Source organism: Janthinobacterium sp. SUN100, assembly GCF_030397705.1.
Taxonomy (GTDB): domain Bacteria; phylum Pseudomonadota; class Gammaproteobacteria; order Burkholderiales; family Burkholderiaceae_D; genus Janthinobacterium; species Janthinobacterium kumbetense.
This window is the reverse complement of the sequence record NZ_JAPUBU010000008.1, coordinates 1-16,048: the sequence shown is the minus strand read 5'-3', so window position 1 is coordinate 16,048 and position 16,048 is coordinate 1. Positions and strand designations below refer to the sequence as shown.

Here is a 16,048-nt window from a genome sequence, read left to right as displayed (position 1 = left end):
CCTGCTGATTCATCAATGCGCCATGATAACGCTTATGGGTGGTCTTCGCGACGCTGGCGCTGCGCGTCTTCCTGCCGGTTCAGGCGGTGCGAGGGCAGGCACAGGAACCACAGGGCCATGAAGGGCCACAGCAAGGCGAGGAATTGCGCCGCGCCATTGAAGTTGAGGAACTTGCCTTGCACCCAACCTTGCAAGGTCGACATGAAATACGGGTTGATCGGCGTCGTATTCACCATTACCAGGCTCAGCAGCAAGGTGGCGGCCGCGATGCGGCGTTGCGCCACGTGGGGCGCGAACGCCAGGCCGCCCAGCATGATCAGGCCGATCAGGAAACCGCCCTGGGCACCCGGCGTGATCCAGACGAAGGCGTTTTCCGGCGAAAACAGCAGCGCGCTGGCCATCGAGCGCACGGTCAGGGCGGCGGCGATGAGGACCAGCATCAGCACGGCGCGGGGCGCGGCGCGGCGCAGCAGGCACAGCAAGGTAAGCACGGCGCCCGTCATGCCGCAGGCCGTGATGATGGTTTCTGAAAGCCAATATTGCTCGACAGTTAAGATCACGTCGGGACGCAGGTAGGTGGCCAGGTCGATCTCCATGCCCGCCAGGCGCGACAGCCAGTCCGACAGGATGGGTAGCAACTGGCCCAGGCCGAACAGATAGCCTTGCGGATAGATCTGCGCCAGCGGCCACAGGGCCACCAGCACCAGGCCCTGGCTGGCGTGCTGGGCAAACCAGCGCTGGCGCAGGCGGTACAAATGGCTGTGGTCGAGCAGCTTGCGCGCCGTCAAGGCGCCGATGAGGGAACCGATGAAGCAGCCGGCCGAATTCGTATAAAAGTCCAGGTTCGACGAAACGCGGCTGGGCAGATAGGTTTGCACGGCTTCCATGCTGCCGGAAATCAACACGCCGCACAGGCTGGCGACGATGACGGCAAAGAAACCTGTGATCCTTGGAAACAGCGAATACACGATCAAGGCGCCCAGCGGGATGTAGCCGACGACGTTGATGCCCACGTCGAAGCCCGTCCAGTAACGGGGCATGCGCGTGTTTTCCAGGAACGTCAGCGGCGACAAGCCATTGCTGTGCCAGCCCGTGAATGGAAACCAGCTGGCGTACACGATCAGGAAGACGTAGGCGAGCAGGGTCGCGCGCGACACGGGCGAGGAGCGGACGGGCGGCAGTGGTGCCGCCGGACTGGCGGGGGAAGCTGGCGCCGTCATTCTTTCGGGATGGTCAGCGTGCCCAGCCAGGTCAGCAGGTCGGCGGCGATGGCGTCCGAGGCCGCCGCCAGCGCTTGCGCGCCCCCTTGCGCGTCGGCGCTGCTTGCCGGGCCGCTGCGGCTGAAGGTTTTCTGGTCGATCAGGCGGTGGCCGCGGAACAGCGAGGCGCGCAGCGAGACGTGGCCGCTGCTCTGCGTCTGCGTATCGAAGTTTTGCGAAAAATCATCGACGTCGATGCGCAGCAGGGGCATGCCGGCGGCCGCGTCCGTGGTCGACAGCACTTTCACGCCGCTTTGCGCCACGCGCGTCTTCAGGCGCTGGCTCAGCAGCTGCAGCGGCGGCGTGTTCCAGCGGTTGTAGGCGTACGGCCGCGATTGCTGCGCGTCGGCGTACAGCAGGCGGTAATACATGCGCTGGCTGTCGAGCCAGGAGGGGCCGTTGGCGTCGGCGATCACCAGCACGGGCACGGGCACGGCTGGCGTGGCCGGTTGCGCGGCTGCCGTCGGCGCGGCCGGGCCGAAGTCATAGAAAGTGGGGACGGGGCCGCGGCTGGCGCAGCCGCCGAGCAACAATGCCGTGGCCAGGGTCAGCACGCTGACAGGGGAAAAGCGGGGGAAGTTCATCGTGCAATCTCCTTATTTGCCCGGCGCCGAAAAACCGGGCTCGCCCGGGCCGGGCGGAATGTCTGGGGCGCCGAACAAGATGCTCTGCGGCTGTTCATTGAGCGTGCTCATGGTGGTTTTCAGGGCGCGCATCGAGGAACGCGCCTCGCCGCTCAGCTCGATTACCTGCGGCAAGACTTCCAGCGACACGCCATTCGCCACCGTTTCCACGGAATTGCCGACCCGGTCGACCGTGCCATTGACTTTCTCGAGCACGCCGCCGGGCGCCTGGATATCGTTGCCCAGCTTTTTCCACGTGGCCGTCAAGTCCGACACGTTCTTGCTGGCCGTACTGACGGCCGTCAAGGTTTGGCGCGTTTGTTCCGTCAGCTGCGGCAATTGCGTCAGGGTCGGTTCCAGCTGCTGCGGAATGGCGCCGAAGGCCTTGGCCGCCTTGCCCACTTCGTTGAAGGCGCCCAGCATGGCCGCCTGGTTGTCGGGGCTGAGCAGGTTGTTCACCTTGTTGGTGATCTGTTCGGCCTGGTCGAGGATGCGCTTGCCGCGCTTTTCCAGCTGGTCGAGCAAGCCCGCGCGCAGGGGGATCAGCGAAGGCTTGTCCTTGCTGGTGCCCAGCAGTGTCGAGCCCACGTGCTCGTCGTCGAGCTGGATGTAGGCGATACCGGTTACGCCCTGGTAGCCCAGGGTGGCAAAGGTGGTATTCGTGACGGGGGTGTCGGGCGCCACGCTGATGTGCACGAGGATTTGCCCCGCTTTTTGCGTGTCGAAGTCGATGGCGTCCACCTTGCCCACTTCCAGGCCCCGGTAGCGCACGGTCGCTTGCGGATTGAGGCCCGGCACGGACAGGGTGGTGGCGAGCAGGTACGGCACCCGTTCCACGCGGTCGCGGTTGAACCAGACGCCGAACAGGATGGCGGCCACCAGCAGGGTGAGTGTAAAAAATCCCGTCATCAGGGCATGTGATCTGTTTTCCATTACTTCTCCGCTTTCTTGTCTGTGCCGGCGTCGTCGCCCGGCTGCGCCGCCTTGCCGGCCGCCTGTTTCTCGTCGAGGACGGCCAGTGCGCGCTTGCCGCGGTCGCCGAGGAAAAATTGCTTGATGAACGGGTGGTCGACTTCGATCACCTCGCGCGTGGGGCCGATGGCGATCACGTGTTTTTCCGCCAGCACGGCGATGCGCGTGGACAGGGCGAACAAAGTGTCGAGGTCATGCGTGACCATCACCACCGTCAAGCCCAGTTCGCGGTGCAGCGACTGGATCAGGGACACGAAACTTTCCGACAGGTCCGGATCCAGGCCGGCCGTCGGCTCGTCGAGGAACAGCAGCTTCGGTTCCAGCGCCAGGGCGCGCGCCAGGGCCACGCGCTTGATCATGCCGCCCGACAAGTCCGACGGCATTTTCAGCGCATGTTCCGGGCCCAGGCCCACCATATTCATTTTCAATAGTACCGCGTCGTGCACCAGCGCCTCGGGCAGCACGCGCAATTCGCGCATCGGCTGGGCCACGTTGTCGAACACGGTCAGGGCCGAATACAGGGCGCCTTGCTGGAACAGCATGCCCCAGTGGTTGCGCAATTGCTGCAGCTGGTCGGAACTTGCCTGGTTGATATCTTCGCCAAAGACTTTGACGCATCCGCGCGCCGGATGTTCCAGGCCCAGCATCTGGCGCAGCAGCACCGTCTTGCCCGTGCCGGAGCCGCCCACGATGGAAAGGATCTCGCCCCGTTCGATTTCCAGGTTCAAGTCCTGGTGCACGACGGTGCGGCCGAACTTGGTCCACAGATTGGTGATTTCCACCACGGGCGCGTCGCCATGCAGGTTGAACTGGCCTTCCTTGCCCGTGCCACAGGCGATATTGGTGTCGTCCGCCATCAGTAGCCCACTCCATTGAAGACGATGGCGAACACGGCGTCGGCCAGGATCACCACGGTGATGGCCGTGACGACGGCGGTGGTGGTGCCGCGCCCCAGGCTTTCCGTGTTGGCCTTGATGCGCAGGCCGAAATGGCACGAGACCAGCGCGATCAGCATGCCGAAAATCACGCCCTTGCCCAGGCCGATCATGTAGTTGGCCAGCGGCACGGCGTCCGGCAGCTTCTGGATGAAGTAGCGCGCCGACAGGTTCAGTTCCACCTTGGCCGCCACCATGCCGCCGATCAGCGCGGCCGTATCCGTCCAGATGACGAGCAGGGGCATGGAAATGGCCAGGGCCAGCACTTTCGGCATGATCAGGCGGAAACCGTGCGAAATGCCCATCACCAGCATGGCGTCGAGCTCTTCCGTGACGCGCATGACGCCCAGCTGGGCCGTGATGGACGAACCGGAGCGGCCGGCCACGAGGATGGCGGCCAACAATGGCCCCAGTTCGCGGATGACGCTCATGCCCAGCAGGTTGACCAGGTAAATGTCGCCGCCAAAGGCGCGCAGTTGCTGCGCGGACAGATAGGACAGCACGACGCCGATCAGGAAGCCCACGAGGGCTGTGATGCCCAGCGCCTGGAAGCCCGCATGGAAGATATTGGCGGAAATTTCGCGCCACGGCCCGCGCATGGGATGGCGCGCAAAGCGGCCGATATCCTGCGTGACCTGGCCTACGAGGGCGATAAAACCCTTCAAATGTTGGAAAAACAGCAAAATAGCCATGCCCAGCTTCATCACGGGCGTGAGGCGGTTGGCGCGCGAGGGCGGCGTTTGCAGCGGTCCCGTTTCCTCGATGCGCCGGAAAAACTCTTCCTGCGACGGCGCCAGGGTCAGTTGCGCGGGACGCCGCTTGCCCCAGGCATTCCAGAACAGCTGGGCACCGATATGGTCCATGCTGTCGATGGCGGACAGGTCCCATTGCGCCTTCGCATCGCCCTGCAAGGGCTTGAGCTGGGCATCGATGGCCTTGATCGCATTGTCATGCGCCAGCGCGTGCACCTGCCAGGTGCCGCTGGCAGTGACAAGGGCTCCCTGTTGGGAGCTGGTCTGGGAGAGGGTCAGTTTCGGCGATTGTACAGTCGGCATCGTGCCAGTTTAAGGGAGAATGGCGCAGACCGCCACCGCTGTTCAATCGCCGGCCCCTCAGGACGCCAGGTGGCGCGCCTGCCGCTGCGGCAGGGCGACGTCCGGGCGCACCTTGGCATTGCTAGTACTCACTTCGGCTGGCTTGGCGTGCGCGGCTGCTTGCGCGCCGCCCGCATAGTCGCTGGCCACGAGGGCATTGGCTTCAAGCGCGCTCATGCCGCGCGTCTGCAGCCATTGCGCCACCAGCTTGGCCAGGCGTTCCATGGCGATGCGGTGGGTGGCGTCCGTGTGGGCGTACAGCCAGTTCGAAAAGTCCATGAAGTTTTCAAACGGCGCATCGCCCAGCATCCATTGCACCGTATTGGCGAAGCGGCCCGAGTTGGCCACCAGATCCCAGTAGCGGGCGAAGCGCACGAGGCGCTGCATGCTCATGAAGTCGAGTTGTTTATTCGCCAGGATGGTGTACGGCGGGTGCGGGTCGAACACCATGCCATAGTTTTCCGTATGGCGGATGATGGGCGTGCCGCGCAGCCGTTTTAATATGCCGAACTGGATTTCATGCGGTTTCAGGGCCACCAGCTTGTTGAAACCGGCCGCGAAGCTCGCTTCATCCTCGCCCGGCAAGCCGGCGATCAAGTCCACGTGCAGGTGGGCGTTTGATTCTTCGCACAGCCAGCGGATGTTGTCGGCCGCCTTTTGATTGTCCTGCTTGCGGCTGACCAGCGATTGCACGTCCGGATTGAAACTCTGGATGCCAATTTCAAATTGCAGCGCGCCGGGCGGGAACTTGCTGATGCCTTCCTTCAAGGCGTCGGGCAAGTGGTCGGGCACCAGCTCGAAGTGGGCGTAGATCGGGTCGTTGGGATTGGCCTCGATCTTGTCCAGGAAGAACTGCATGATCTTCAGGCTGGTCTTGATGTTCAGGTTGAAGGTGCGGTCGACGAACTTGAACAGGCGGGCGCCGCGCGCATGCAGGGATTCCATTTCTGCCAGGAAGTTCTCCAGCGCGAAGGGCCAGGCCGTCTTGTCCAGCGCGGACAGACAGAATTCGCATTTGAACGGGCAGCCGCGCGACGCTTCCACGTAGATGGTGCGGTGGCGGATATCGTCGTCTGTATACAAGGAGTAGGGCAGCTGCAGTTCCGCCAGCGGGGCTTGCACGCCCGCATGGATCTTCATCAGTGGCTTGGGCCCGTGGAGGATCTCGCCGCACAGCTTGGGGAAGGTGACGTCGCCCCAGCCCGTGATCAGGTAGTCGGCCAGCTTGACGATCTCTTGCTCACCCGCCTCATGCGACACTTCCGGCCCGCCCAGCACGATGATGACTTCAGGCGCCACGCGCTTGAGCATGGCCACCAGTTTCGTCGTTTCCTCGACGTTCCATATATACACGCCAAAACCGATGATGCGCGGCTTGTTGACGAGGATGCGCTCGACCAGTTCCGTCGTTTTCGTGCCGATGACGAATTCCTGCAGCCGCGTCTGCGCTTGCAGCGGCCCCATATTGGCCAGCAAATAGCGCAATCCCAGCGAGGCGTGGGTGTAGCGGGCGTTCAGGGTGGAGAGCAGGATGGTCATGGGAGGCGATTGAAACGGCGAAACCGCTATTTTACGCTGTCGCGTCAGCTGTGCGCTGCGGCCACAAATGCCATGTTACCATTTGTCAATAATTACTAACTTGTCAATGCTACGGCAGGTAAAAAGGGATATACGGTGCTGGCGAAAAAAGTACTCAACAAGAAAGTTCTGCTCGGGGCGCTGGCTGGCGTGGCCGTGGTGGCGGCCGCCCTGGTCGGTTACCGGGTCTTCGGCTGGGGCGCGATGGGACCGGTCAACGGCTTGAAGCTGGACTTGTCCAGGCCCGACGCGCTGGTCCGCACGAAAAGCCTGTCGACCTTGCCGCGCGACTTGCTGGCGGTGCCGCTGGCGCGCGACGTGCTGCGCGAGGATTTCCTGTTCTATTACGAGCAGAGCGAAGACCGGCTGGGGCTCAAGGGCAGTTTGCGCCGCATCGCCTACGAACATGAACTGGGATGGGGCGACCAGCTGCTGCGCATGGTGCTGGACCAGCCTGCGGAAGTGGCCCTGTGGCGCGACGCCGACGGCTCGCTCAAGCATTTTGCCATCGCCGTGTCGCGCAACCAGCTGACGCGCCTGCTCGAGGAAGCGGGCAAGATCGCCTTGAAGGATACGCAAATGCGCGTGGCCGGCAACTTGCGCGTCGATGGCGGCCAGGTGCCCGTGTATGCGCTCAATTACGCCTACCAGCGTACCTTGCTGTTTGCCGCGCACGGCCAGCGCCTGGTCGTCCTGTCCCATCCCGGCATGCTGTATGGCGGCAGCGACGGCAAGAGCGGCGATGGCACGGCCGAGAAAACCGTGGCCAGCCTGCTGGCGCCCGAAGCCGCCAAACAGAACGTCTTTCATCCGCAATTCCATCTCGACGGCGCCGCGCCCGAGGGCCACAGCATCGCCGTCAAGGCGGACTTCCTGTCGTTCGGCTACCAGCCCTTCTTTGGCGCGCTCGAAGCGCTGCGCTTCGATTTTCAACAGGGCGCCTGGCAGTCCAAGGTGCTGCTCAATGCCGACAAGCTGAAAAACGGCGGCTATGACAGCAGTGCCCTGTGGCCCGTGCTGCCGCACAGTCCCAGCGCCTGCTTCAGCGTGCCGGTGGACTGGTCCGCGCTGCAACCCGTGCTCAAGCGCCTGGGGAGCAAGACTTCCGAGCCGGTGGTGCCGCTGGCCGGGCACTTGCAAGGGCCGGCCGCCGCCTGCTGGTACGGCACGTCGCGACTGCATACGCCGGTGTTTGTCGCCACGCGCAGTGCGCAGGCCGGGGATGACGCTGCATATGGCAGCCTGTTCGAGGCGGCCATCGGCGGCAAGGACCCCGTGCGCAAGACGACCGGCAAGGATAGTAAAGGTGAGTTCGTACGCTGGGAGCGCAGCGTCGCCACGGCACTGGGCCAGTCCACGCCGGCGCTGGCCGTGGCCGGCAATACGGTTGTCTTCTCGGCCGACGGCAAGCTGGTGGACCAGGTGCTGGCCGTGCGCCGCAAGCAGGCGCCGGCCGCCAGCGACCTGCTGCCCGATGGCGCGCACACCATCGGCCTGATCGCGCCCGCGTCGCTGGCCCGGCTGATCCAGCTGGAAGCCTTCGATACCCTGCCGGCGAATAACGAACCGGTCCTGCGCGCGGCCGCCAACGAACACCTGGTGCCGCGCCTGAACGCCTTGAAAAAATATCCGCCGCTGCGCATGGTGCTCAAGCGGCAGCCAGCCAGCGGCACCGCATGGGAAGCGCTGGAATGGCAGGAGACTGCGCGATGACGGTGCGGCACGCGCGCCGCGCTGCCTTGCGCTGGTTCGCGGCTTGCGCCGCCACCGTGGCAGTGCCCCGGGCGTGGGCCCTGCGCGCGGCTACCGAACCGCAAGTGCAGCTGTCGCAAGCCCAGAGCCGCGCCTTCCAGGCCTGGATGTTGCGCATTGTCAATGTGCAGATCGAACGGGGGCCGTCGCCGCGCTGGACGCACCGCGATTGCGCGGGCCTCGTGCGCTTTGCCGTCAATGAGGCGCTCACCGTGCATGACGCGAAATGGCTACGTGCGAACGGCATCGCCAGCGACCGGCGCCTGCCGCCCGAACTGGAATTGAGCGCGGCCCAGGCGGCCCTGCGCAACCGCTGGGTGCAGACGGATGGCAAGGTCGGCCACTTCGTCACGGCGCTGGCGCTGGTGCAGCACAACAGCCGTTTCATCGCCCGCGAAATCAGCCAGGCGCTGCCCGGCGACCTGCTGTTTTTCGACCAGGGCGACGAACAGCATCTGATGGTCTGGATGGGGGCGCGCATCGCCTACCACACCGGCACCGTCACCCCCGACGACAATGGTCTGCGGACCGTCGATATCAAAGAACTTACGAGCTGGAAGGACACGCGGTGGCAACCTGTGGTCAACAATCCGAATTTCGCCGGTGTGTTCCGGCTGGCGTTCCTGTCATGAAGCTTCTCATGAAGCTGTTATTTGCCAGCCTGCTGGCGTTGGTCCTCATTGGCGGCGCCTCGGCGCAGGAACGCGAACCGAGCAACTACGCCACCTTCAAGGGCGAACCCTTCTTCCTGCTGTCGGATGCCAGTTACGGCAGTCTTGATGAAGCGCGCGTGCGGCTCGAGGTGCCGGGGCGCGACATGGGGCGCATGAACCTGGAAGCGTATTCGGGCGCCGACATCGTCGTCTACCGCGTGCCCGAACCGATGGAATTCCTGAAAAAGCAGCGCAATCTGCACCGCATCCAGGTGGAGGGCAATTACCAGGGCGAGGGCCTGGCCAACACCTTGAGCTTTCTATGGGATAGCTGGTGGAAGCAGTCGCGCCTGGCCTGGCGCAAGCTGTTTTCCGGCGAGGCGCGCCTTGCGGTAACGAAGGAGCAGCCGCAATTGGCGACGAATGACGCGATCCGCCGGCGCACTGTGTTCGCCAACCATCCGCAATACAAGCCGATCAAGGGCATGGAGCTGGTCGACAGCTTCCGCTATCCGATCTGGCAGGCCAAGGCCATCACGCCGCCGAAAGGCGTCAAGCTCGATGGATCGAGCAGCGATTTCATCGTCGCCGGCGCCGGCAACGTGATGATCCCGCTGGGCAAACGCCAGCCTGGCTTGTACCTGATCGAAGCGATCATCGGCGAACACCGCGCCACCACCCTGGTGTTCGTGTCGGACACGGTGGCCGTCACCAAGGTATCGTCCGGCCAGATGCTGGTGTGGACGGCACGGCGCGACAACAGCGCCGCCGTGTCCGGCGCCAGCGTGGCGTGGACCGACGGCACCGGCGTGCTGCAGTCGGCCACCACGGGCGCCGACGGTGTCGCATCGCTCGAGCGCGGCAGCCCCGAACACACGTATGTGCTGGGCCAGGACCGCGCCGGCGGCGTGTTCGTTTCCGAGAATTTTTACTATGACAGCGAAATCTATAATACCAAGATTTATGCGGTGACGGACCGGCCCCTGTACCGGCCCGGCGACGAGGTCAACGTCAAGTTTGTGGGTCGCGAATTCACGTCGGCGCGCAACTCGCAGGCGGCGGCCAGCGCGCCGCTAAGCTTGACCGTGCTCAATCCGAATGGCACGCCGCTGCTGACGCAAACGCTGCAGCTGTCCGGCGACACGGGCGCCGACACGCGCTTCCGCCTGCCGATGGAGGCCACCGCCGGCGGCTATGAACTGCGCTTCAATTACAAGGATGGCGTATATGGCGCGGCCTTCCGCGTGGCCGAATACATCAAGCCGCACTTTGAAATCAACGTCCAGCCATCGAAGCCGGAGTTCAAGACGGGCGAGGCGGTCAAGGGCAGCATCGCGCTGCGCTACCCTGATGGCAAGCCGGTGAAAAACGCGAAGATGACCTTGTCGCTGCGCGGCCAGCAAAACACCATGGTCGAGGGCGAGTTGCGTTACAGCGGCCTGTTCCCCGTGGCCTTGAAGACCGAGGAAGTGACGAGCGACGGCAGCGGCAATGTGGACTTCACCTTGCCGCCCGCCGCCGACCCTTCGCGCTACATCCTGACCGTGCTGGCGACCGATGGCGCGGCCTACCGCGTCAAGGCGACGCGCGAGCTGATGATAGAACGCTCGAGCAGCAGCTACCAGTTGAAGGCCGCGCGCCAGTTTTCCGATCCGGGCCAGTCCGTGCATTTCGACTTGCTGGCCGATGGCCAGGGCGCGGCCAAGCCCGTGCGCTGGGAGATGGTGCAGCTGGAAAAACAAGGCAAGACCGAGGGCGCATTCGATCCAAACGCCAAGGGCTGGGACGTGACATTCCCCGCATCGGGTTCGTATCAGCTGGCGCTGCGCGACGAACGGGGCAACCTGCTGGCCGCCGCCAGCCACTGGGTCGCCGGCGATGGCGTGCAAACGACGCCGGGCAGCATCGAGATCGTGCTGGACCGCGCCCGCTATCGTCCGGGCGACACCGCCGAAGCCTTGATCACGTTCTCGGACAAGGTCGACCAGGCGCTGTTGACGCTCGAACGCGACAAGGTGGAGCACCATGGCTTGATGGCCGGCGCCGCGGATTGGTACCAGGCGAAGCGCGTGGCGCCGCGGCAGTGGCGCGTGCGCATCCCCGTCAAGGAGGAGCATGGCCCGAACATGACGTTTTCGGTGGCATACACGCGCAATGGCGATTTCGTCTTCGAAAATGCCGGTCTGCAAGTGATCGAGCCGCGCATCGCGCTGCAGTTCAAGAGCGACAAGGAAGTCTACCAGCCCGGCGAGAAGGTGACGCTGGACGTCAAGGCCACCCTCGACGGCAAGCCGCTGAGCACCATGGTGGCGCTGGGCGTGGTCGATGAAATGATTTATGTGCTGCAGCCGGAAATCGCGCCGGATATCGGCGACTTCTTCTACCATCCGCGCCGCAACAACGTGCGCACCACGGCCAGCCTGTCTTTCATCAGCTACGACATGGCGCAGGGCCGCACCGCCGGCGCGCCCGCGCGCCACAATTACAACGAGCGCGGCGTCAAGGTGCTCGAACGTCCGCGCCGCGACAATATCGATACGGCGTACTGGGCGCCATCGCTGAAGACCGACGCGAATGGCAATGCGCGCGTGAGTTTTACCATGCCGGACGCGCTGACCCGCTGGCGTATCACGGGCCGCGCGATGGACGAGCAGGGGCGCGTGGGCCAGCGCACCGCCTATCTGCGGTCGGACAAGAACTTCTATGCCAAGTGGACGGCGCCGGACTGGATGCGCGCCGGCGATGCGCCGCGTGCCTCGGTGGCCGTGTTCAACCAGACGGGCAAGGAGCAGGCGCTCGACGTCGTTCTCTCCGGTGGTGCGCAGCCGAAGACGGAAAAACTGTCCGCCAAGCCGGGCGTCAACTACGTCGAGTTTCCGCTCGCTGCTGGCGCTACCGGTCCGCTGCGCCTGGAGCTGAAACAGAATGGCAAAGTGGTCGACGCGCTTGACGCGGCCATGCATACCTTGCCCGCCGCCTGGAGCAGCCCGCGCACCTTGGTGCTGCCGCTCGATGGCGCCACTGCTGATATTCCACTCAAGCTGCCGGCGGACGCGCGCAATATCCGCGTCTCGTTCGCGCAAGGAGCAGCCAGCCAGTTCGCGCGCATTGCCGACGACCTGATCGACTATCCATATGGCTGCGTGGAGCAGACGGCAAGCCGTTTGATTCCGCTGGCGCTGGCCACGCAAAGCCTGGGGCCGGACGCCGGCGCGGCGGGTGAGCGTCTGCAAACGCTGCTGACGGCGCAGCGCCTGCGCCTGGTGTCCATGGCGGGCCCCAACGCCGTCTTCGGCTGGTGGGGCAATGCCACGGCCGGCAATGCCTTGATGACGGCCTACGCCTACTATGCGGACTGGTACGCTGCGCGCGCGCTGCGCATCGAGCTGCCGCCCGAGCACTGGAACAAGCTGCTGGCCGTCTACAGCGAGCATGGCTTGAAGGATGCGATGGGTGACCGCGCGCTGGTGCTGTGGATGGCGCGCGAAATGGGCTTGCCCACGCAGACATTGGCAGCCGGCCTGGTGGACGACAGCGCCATCGCCGTCCTGGGTGGCAAGCCGCGCCAGGCGGGCGACAGCGGCAGCCTGCTGCTGGGCGGAGCCCTTGATCGCGAAGCGCAGGCGATGTCGCTGGGCCTGGTGGCGCTGGTCGCCGGCCAGAATGGCGTCGCCTTGCCGCATGGGCTGCAATTGCAAGTGGCCAGCGCCTGGCAAGTCTTGCGCGAATCGAAAGCGCCGGTGGCACACGCCTTGCTGATGCTGGCCGGCGAAGTACCGCCATCGCAGGCCGACGCGGTGCTGGCTGGCGTGCGCACCGAGATGCCGACCCTGGACCGCGCGATGACGTTGATGTGGGTGCAAAAGAAGCTGGGCGGCGCATCGTTCGGCAAGGGGCCGGCCGTCATGCTGGACGGCGCCTGGCAAAAACGCGACAGCCGCAGCGGCCAGCCGGTCTGGCGCTGGAGCGACGCCAAGGGCCAGCCCGACAAACTGCGTCTCGCTGCACCGGCGCCCGCAGGCACGGTGGCCGTGCTGCAGTACGACAGCCACGCCGTCGAAGCACAAACCTTACCGGTTGCCGTCGAGCGCCGCATCCTGCGCATGAAGGCGGGCAAGGGCGGCTACACGACGGAGCTGGTCAAGCCGGGCGAGGCGCTGAGCACGGACGCGCTGTATCTCGATGAAATCACCTTGAAGGCTGCACCGGGAGCGAAGCACCGCTTTGGCTTGCTGGAAGTGGCGCTGCCGCCGGGCGCCATGGTCGAATCGACGACATGGGGCATGGTCATGGCGGGTGACAAGCCGGCCGCGCTGGAGCGCGCGCGCCACACCGAACGCCGCGACGGCTATGCCGTGCCCATCGAGCCTTTGGCCGGCGACGTGACGGTGCGCCATTTGCTGCGCTTTGCGCAGAAGGGCAGTTATGTGCTGCCGCCTGCGCGCTTTTACCGCATGTATCAGCCGGAGCAGAAAGCCTTTGAAGGCGGCGGCAAGACCACGCGCGCGCTGAAGGTCGAGTGATGCGCGTTGCACTTCCTGCATTGACGGCAACCCTGCTGCTGGCCGTACCTGCGTGGTCTGCATCGCTGGACGTGGCCTGGTGGCGTGATGGCAAGACGGAAGTACGGCAGCTGCGCCAGGGCGGCGCCACGCAGCCCCTCTCGCCGCCGTTTGACGGTGCGCGGCAAGTACCGCTGGCCAGCCTGTGGAAGCTGTTCGTGTATGTCTATGCGACGGATAACAAGGTAGCGATGCCGGATTACCGCTGCGGTGGCCGCGATCCGGAAGAGGTGTATTGCTGCGATGCGGGCCAGAGCATCGGTCACGACGCGGCGCTGGCGCAGTCCTGCGGCCCATTTTTCTCGCCCAAGCGCTTGATGATCACGGCCACGCCGTGGCGCCAGTACTGGCGCGGCCGTCTGGGGAGCGCGCCGGCAGGCGACTTTGCCTGGCTGGCGGATCCCGCGCAGATGGCGCCGGCGCGCACGGTGCGCCTGGATAGCCTGCTGCGCGCGCTGGACAGCATCCCGGCCGCCAGCCGCGAGGATGCCGAGGCAGCGCTGCTGCGCGTGGTGCTCGACGGACGCGGCGCCGGTACGGCGCGCTGGTTCGGCAGCCAGCTGCGCGTAAAGACGTATTCCTGGCACGAGCAGAAAAAGGGTCAGGCAGAAGAGCGTATCGGCGGCGCGGCCGGCTGGCTGGCCGACGGCACGCCGATCTGGTTTGGCGGCGCGGGCGGCAGCAGCAATGTCTTCGCACAGTGGGCGCCCAAGCTGGCCGCCAGTTTGCCGAAAGTGGGCGCGGCCGACGATGGCGGCTGCGTGGTCGTCGATTACTTCAAGCGCTATCCGATCCGCGCCGTGCGCGGCGAGCGTGGCGTGGCCGCAGCTGGCCCGCTGAATGGCCGCTACCATGTGCAATTCGAGAATGGCCAGAACCTCGCCTTGCGCAGCACGGGCGAATTGATGCTGTTGCAGGAGAAGGGCGGCCGTCCGCAATTGCGCGGCCGCTTCGGCGTCAATGAATATGTGGCGCGCGTGCTCGACCGCGAAGCGAACGCCGGCGAGCCGGAAGCGGCCAAGGCGCTGGCGATCGCCGCGCGCACGTATCTGCAGCAGAACGCGGTGACGGTGGCGGGCTGCCAGCAGATCGTTGACAGCAGCGCGACCCAGCGCGTCAGTCCCAGCCCCGCCACGCCGGCGGCGCTGGCGATTGCGCGCTGGACCGACCAGCTGATCGTCGATGGCGTCACCGTGCGCTATCACAGTAACCAGCCGTCCGAGGGCACGATGGCGTGGAGCGAGGCGGTGCGCCAGGCCAGACAAGGCAAGTACTATGATGAATTGCTGGCGGCGGCGTATCCTGGCGGCGCGCTGAGTACCTTTGGCAATACCGGCGCACGTTGCCGGCGCCTGGCGCAGAACGAGGACTGGCTGGCGCGGTCCGTGCTGCGCTGGCAGCGCGTGCTGCTGCGCGAGGCCGGCTACGAGGCGCCGTCGCCAGCGCCGCTGGTGTGCGCCTTGCAGAGCGGCGCGCCGTATTCGGAACAATCGCGCAACCGTATCTTCATGCGGCCGCTGGCCACGCGCGAAGACCGCATCACCTTGGCCCATGAATACCTGCATCTTGGCCTGCGCAACCATCCGCGCGGCCAGGACGAAGAATATGTCGAGCGGCTGGCCCGCCGGCTCGTCGACCTTAACCTGGAGGCCCTGTGAGTTTTTATATCCGCTGCTCGATTCCGCTAATGCTATTGCCAATCTGGGCGCAGGCCCAGGTCACCATTGACGCCCCCAAGAGTGGTTGGCGCAATTCGGCCGGCGCCAGCGAGCAATACACGCAAGCGGTCAACTACCCCGCCGCGTCGGTCAACCTGCAGCCGGGCCAGGCCGAGACGGCGCAGATACGGGGACGCATCGCAGGCGCCGTCAAGGGCAAGCCCGCTACTTTGGTGGTCAATGGCGTGGCGATGCCGATGGAAGTGGGCGAGGATGGCAGCTATGGCCGTCCGTATGGCTTCGGCAGCGGTTCGAACAGCGTGGAAGTGCGCTCGCCGGATGGCCGGAGCCGCGCGCGCACCCAGTTTGTCGACAGCTACCAGGGCAAGACCCAGGCGCGCCTGCGCATCGTGCTGTCCTGGGACAGCGCCGGCACCGACCTCGATATGCATGTGGTCACGCCGGACGGCGGCCATGCCTGGTACGGCAATCGCGTCCTGAAAGATGGCGGCGCGCTGGATGTGGACGTGACCACCGGCTATGGTCCGGAGATTTTCTCCAGTTCGGCGCCCGTGAAGGGCAACTATCACGTCTATGTGAATTACTACGGCAGCGGCGAGAACACCGCCATGCTGACCGTCGCCCGCATATCGATCATCACCAACGAAGGCACGCCACGTGAAAAGTTGCAGAGCTTCCAGGTGCCGATGCGGGCCGCGGGCGAACTGACCTTGGTGAAATCGTTCGTCTTGCCATAAATGGCTCTTGCGGACACGCTGTTGCTTGGCTATAATTCGCCCCCTCGCTGAACGACGCATGCAAATGCCGAGTGAGATGAGGAAAAGAAGGTGTTGACGATTGTGCTGAAATGCTTCATACTCTTCCTTCTTCGCAGCTGACAAACACAACGCTTTGTCGATAGCGCGAAAGCAGTACTGAATACAGTTCTTTAACAATTAACA

At 64.8% G+C, this 16,048-nt stretch carries 11 protein-coding genes; 5 read left to right on the top strand and 6 right to left on the bottom strand.

Features of this window, described 5'->3' with window-relative positions; all coding sequences use genetic code 11:
• Nucleotides 1-32 precede the first annotated feature (32 nt).
• The 6 genes from O0881_RS28130 to O0881_RS28105 are packed head-to-tail and all read right to left on the bottom strand — an operon-like array spanning nt 33 to nt 6,422.
• Nucleotides 33-1,220 carry a VanZ family protein gene (locus O0881_RS28130; protein WP_289913965.1) on the bottom strand — a complete coding sequence of 396 codons (1,188 nt, stop codon included), beginning with the start codon at nt 1,218-1,220 and terminating at the stop codon, nt 33-35.
• Nucleotides 1,217-1,843 (bottom strand): ABC-type transport auxiliary lipoprotein family protein, encoded by a 627-nt coding sequence (locus O0881_RS28125; RefSeq protein ID WP_289900482.1) that lies wholly within the window; start codon nt 1,841-1,843, stop codon nt 1,217-1,219. Before O0881_RS28125 ends, O0881_RS28130 begins: the two co-directional genes overlap by 4 nt.
• 12 nt (nt 1,844-1,855) lie before the next feature.
• A complete protein-coding gene (locus O0881_RS28120; RefSeq protein ID WP_099666176.1) occupies nt 1,856-2,815 on the bottom strand; it encodes an MlaD family protein in 960 nt (319 codons plus the stop codon).
• Nucleotides 2,815-3,711 (bottom strand): ATP-binding cassette domain-containing protein, encoded by an 897-nt coding sequence (locus tag O0881_RS28115; protein WP_289913963.1) that lies wholly within the window; start codon nt 3,709-3,711, stop codon nt 2,815-2,817. Before O0881_RS28115 ends, O0881_RS28120 begins: the two co-directional genes overlap by 1 nt.
• Nucleotides 3,711-4,844: an ABC transporter permease gene (locus tag O0881_RS28110; protein ID WP_289913961.1), complete on the bottom strand. Its 1,134-nt coding sequence runs from the start codon at nt 4,842-4,844 to the stop codon at nt 3,711-3,713. The genes O0881_RS28115 and O0881_RS28110 overlap by 1 nt, the downstream gene beginning before the upstream one ends.
• 57 nt (nt 4,845-4,901) lie before the next feature.
• Nucleotides 4,902-6,422, bottom strand: a complete 1,521-nt coding sequence (locus tag O0881_RS28105) for a radical SAM protein (protein WP_289913960.1) — start codon at nt 6,420-6,422, stop codon at nt 4,902-4,904.
• Nucleotides 6,423-6,557: 135 nt separating this feature from the next.
• On the opposite strand from O0881_RS28105, the gene O0881_RS28100 reads away from it, so the two are divergent.
• From O0881_RS28100 to O0881_RS28080, 5 genes are read left to right on the top strand one after another with little or no spacing between them, the layout of a single operon-like run.
• Nucleotides 6,558-8,174, top strand: coding sequence for a DUF2138 family protein (locus O0881_RS28100; protein ID WP_289913958.1), 1,617 nt, complete (start codon nt 6,558-6,560; stop codon nt 8,172-8,174).
• The gene (locus O0881_RS28095) at nt 8,171-8,845 is read left to right on the top strand and encodes a DUF1175 family protein (protein WP_289913956.1); all 675 of its coding nucleotides are present in this window, start codon (nt 8,171-8,173) and stop codon (nt 8,843-8,845) included. Before O0881_RS28100 ends, O0881_RS28095 begins: the two co-directional genes overlap by 4 nt.
• 8 nt (nt 8,846-8,853) lie before the next feature.
• Nucleotides 8,854-13,389 (top strand): alpha-2-macroglobulin, encoded by a 4,536-nt coding sequence (locus tag O0881_RS28090; RefSeq protein WP_289913954.1) that lies wholly within the window; start codon nt 8,854-8,856, stop codon nt 13,387-13,389.
• Nucleotides 13,389-15,086: a DUF2300 domain-containing protein gene (locus O0881_RS28085; protein ID WP_289913952.1), complete on the top strand. Its 1,698-nt coding sequence runs from the start codon at nt 13,389-13,391 to the stop codon at nt 15,084-15,086. The genes O0881_RS28090 and O0881_RS28085 overlap by 1 nt, the downstream gene beginning before the upstream one ends.
• Nucleotides 15,087-15,115: 29 nt before the next feature.
• Nucleotides 15,116-15,844 (top strand): DUF2135 domain-containing protein, encoded by a 729-nt coding sequence (locus O0881_RS28080; RefSeq protein ID WP_289913951.1) that lies wholly within the window; start codon nt 15,116-15,118, stop codon nt 15,842-15,844.
• The last annotated feature ends 204 nt before the right edge of the window (nt 15,845-16,048 follow it).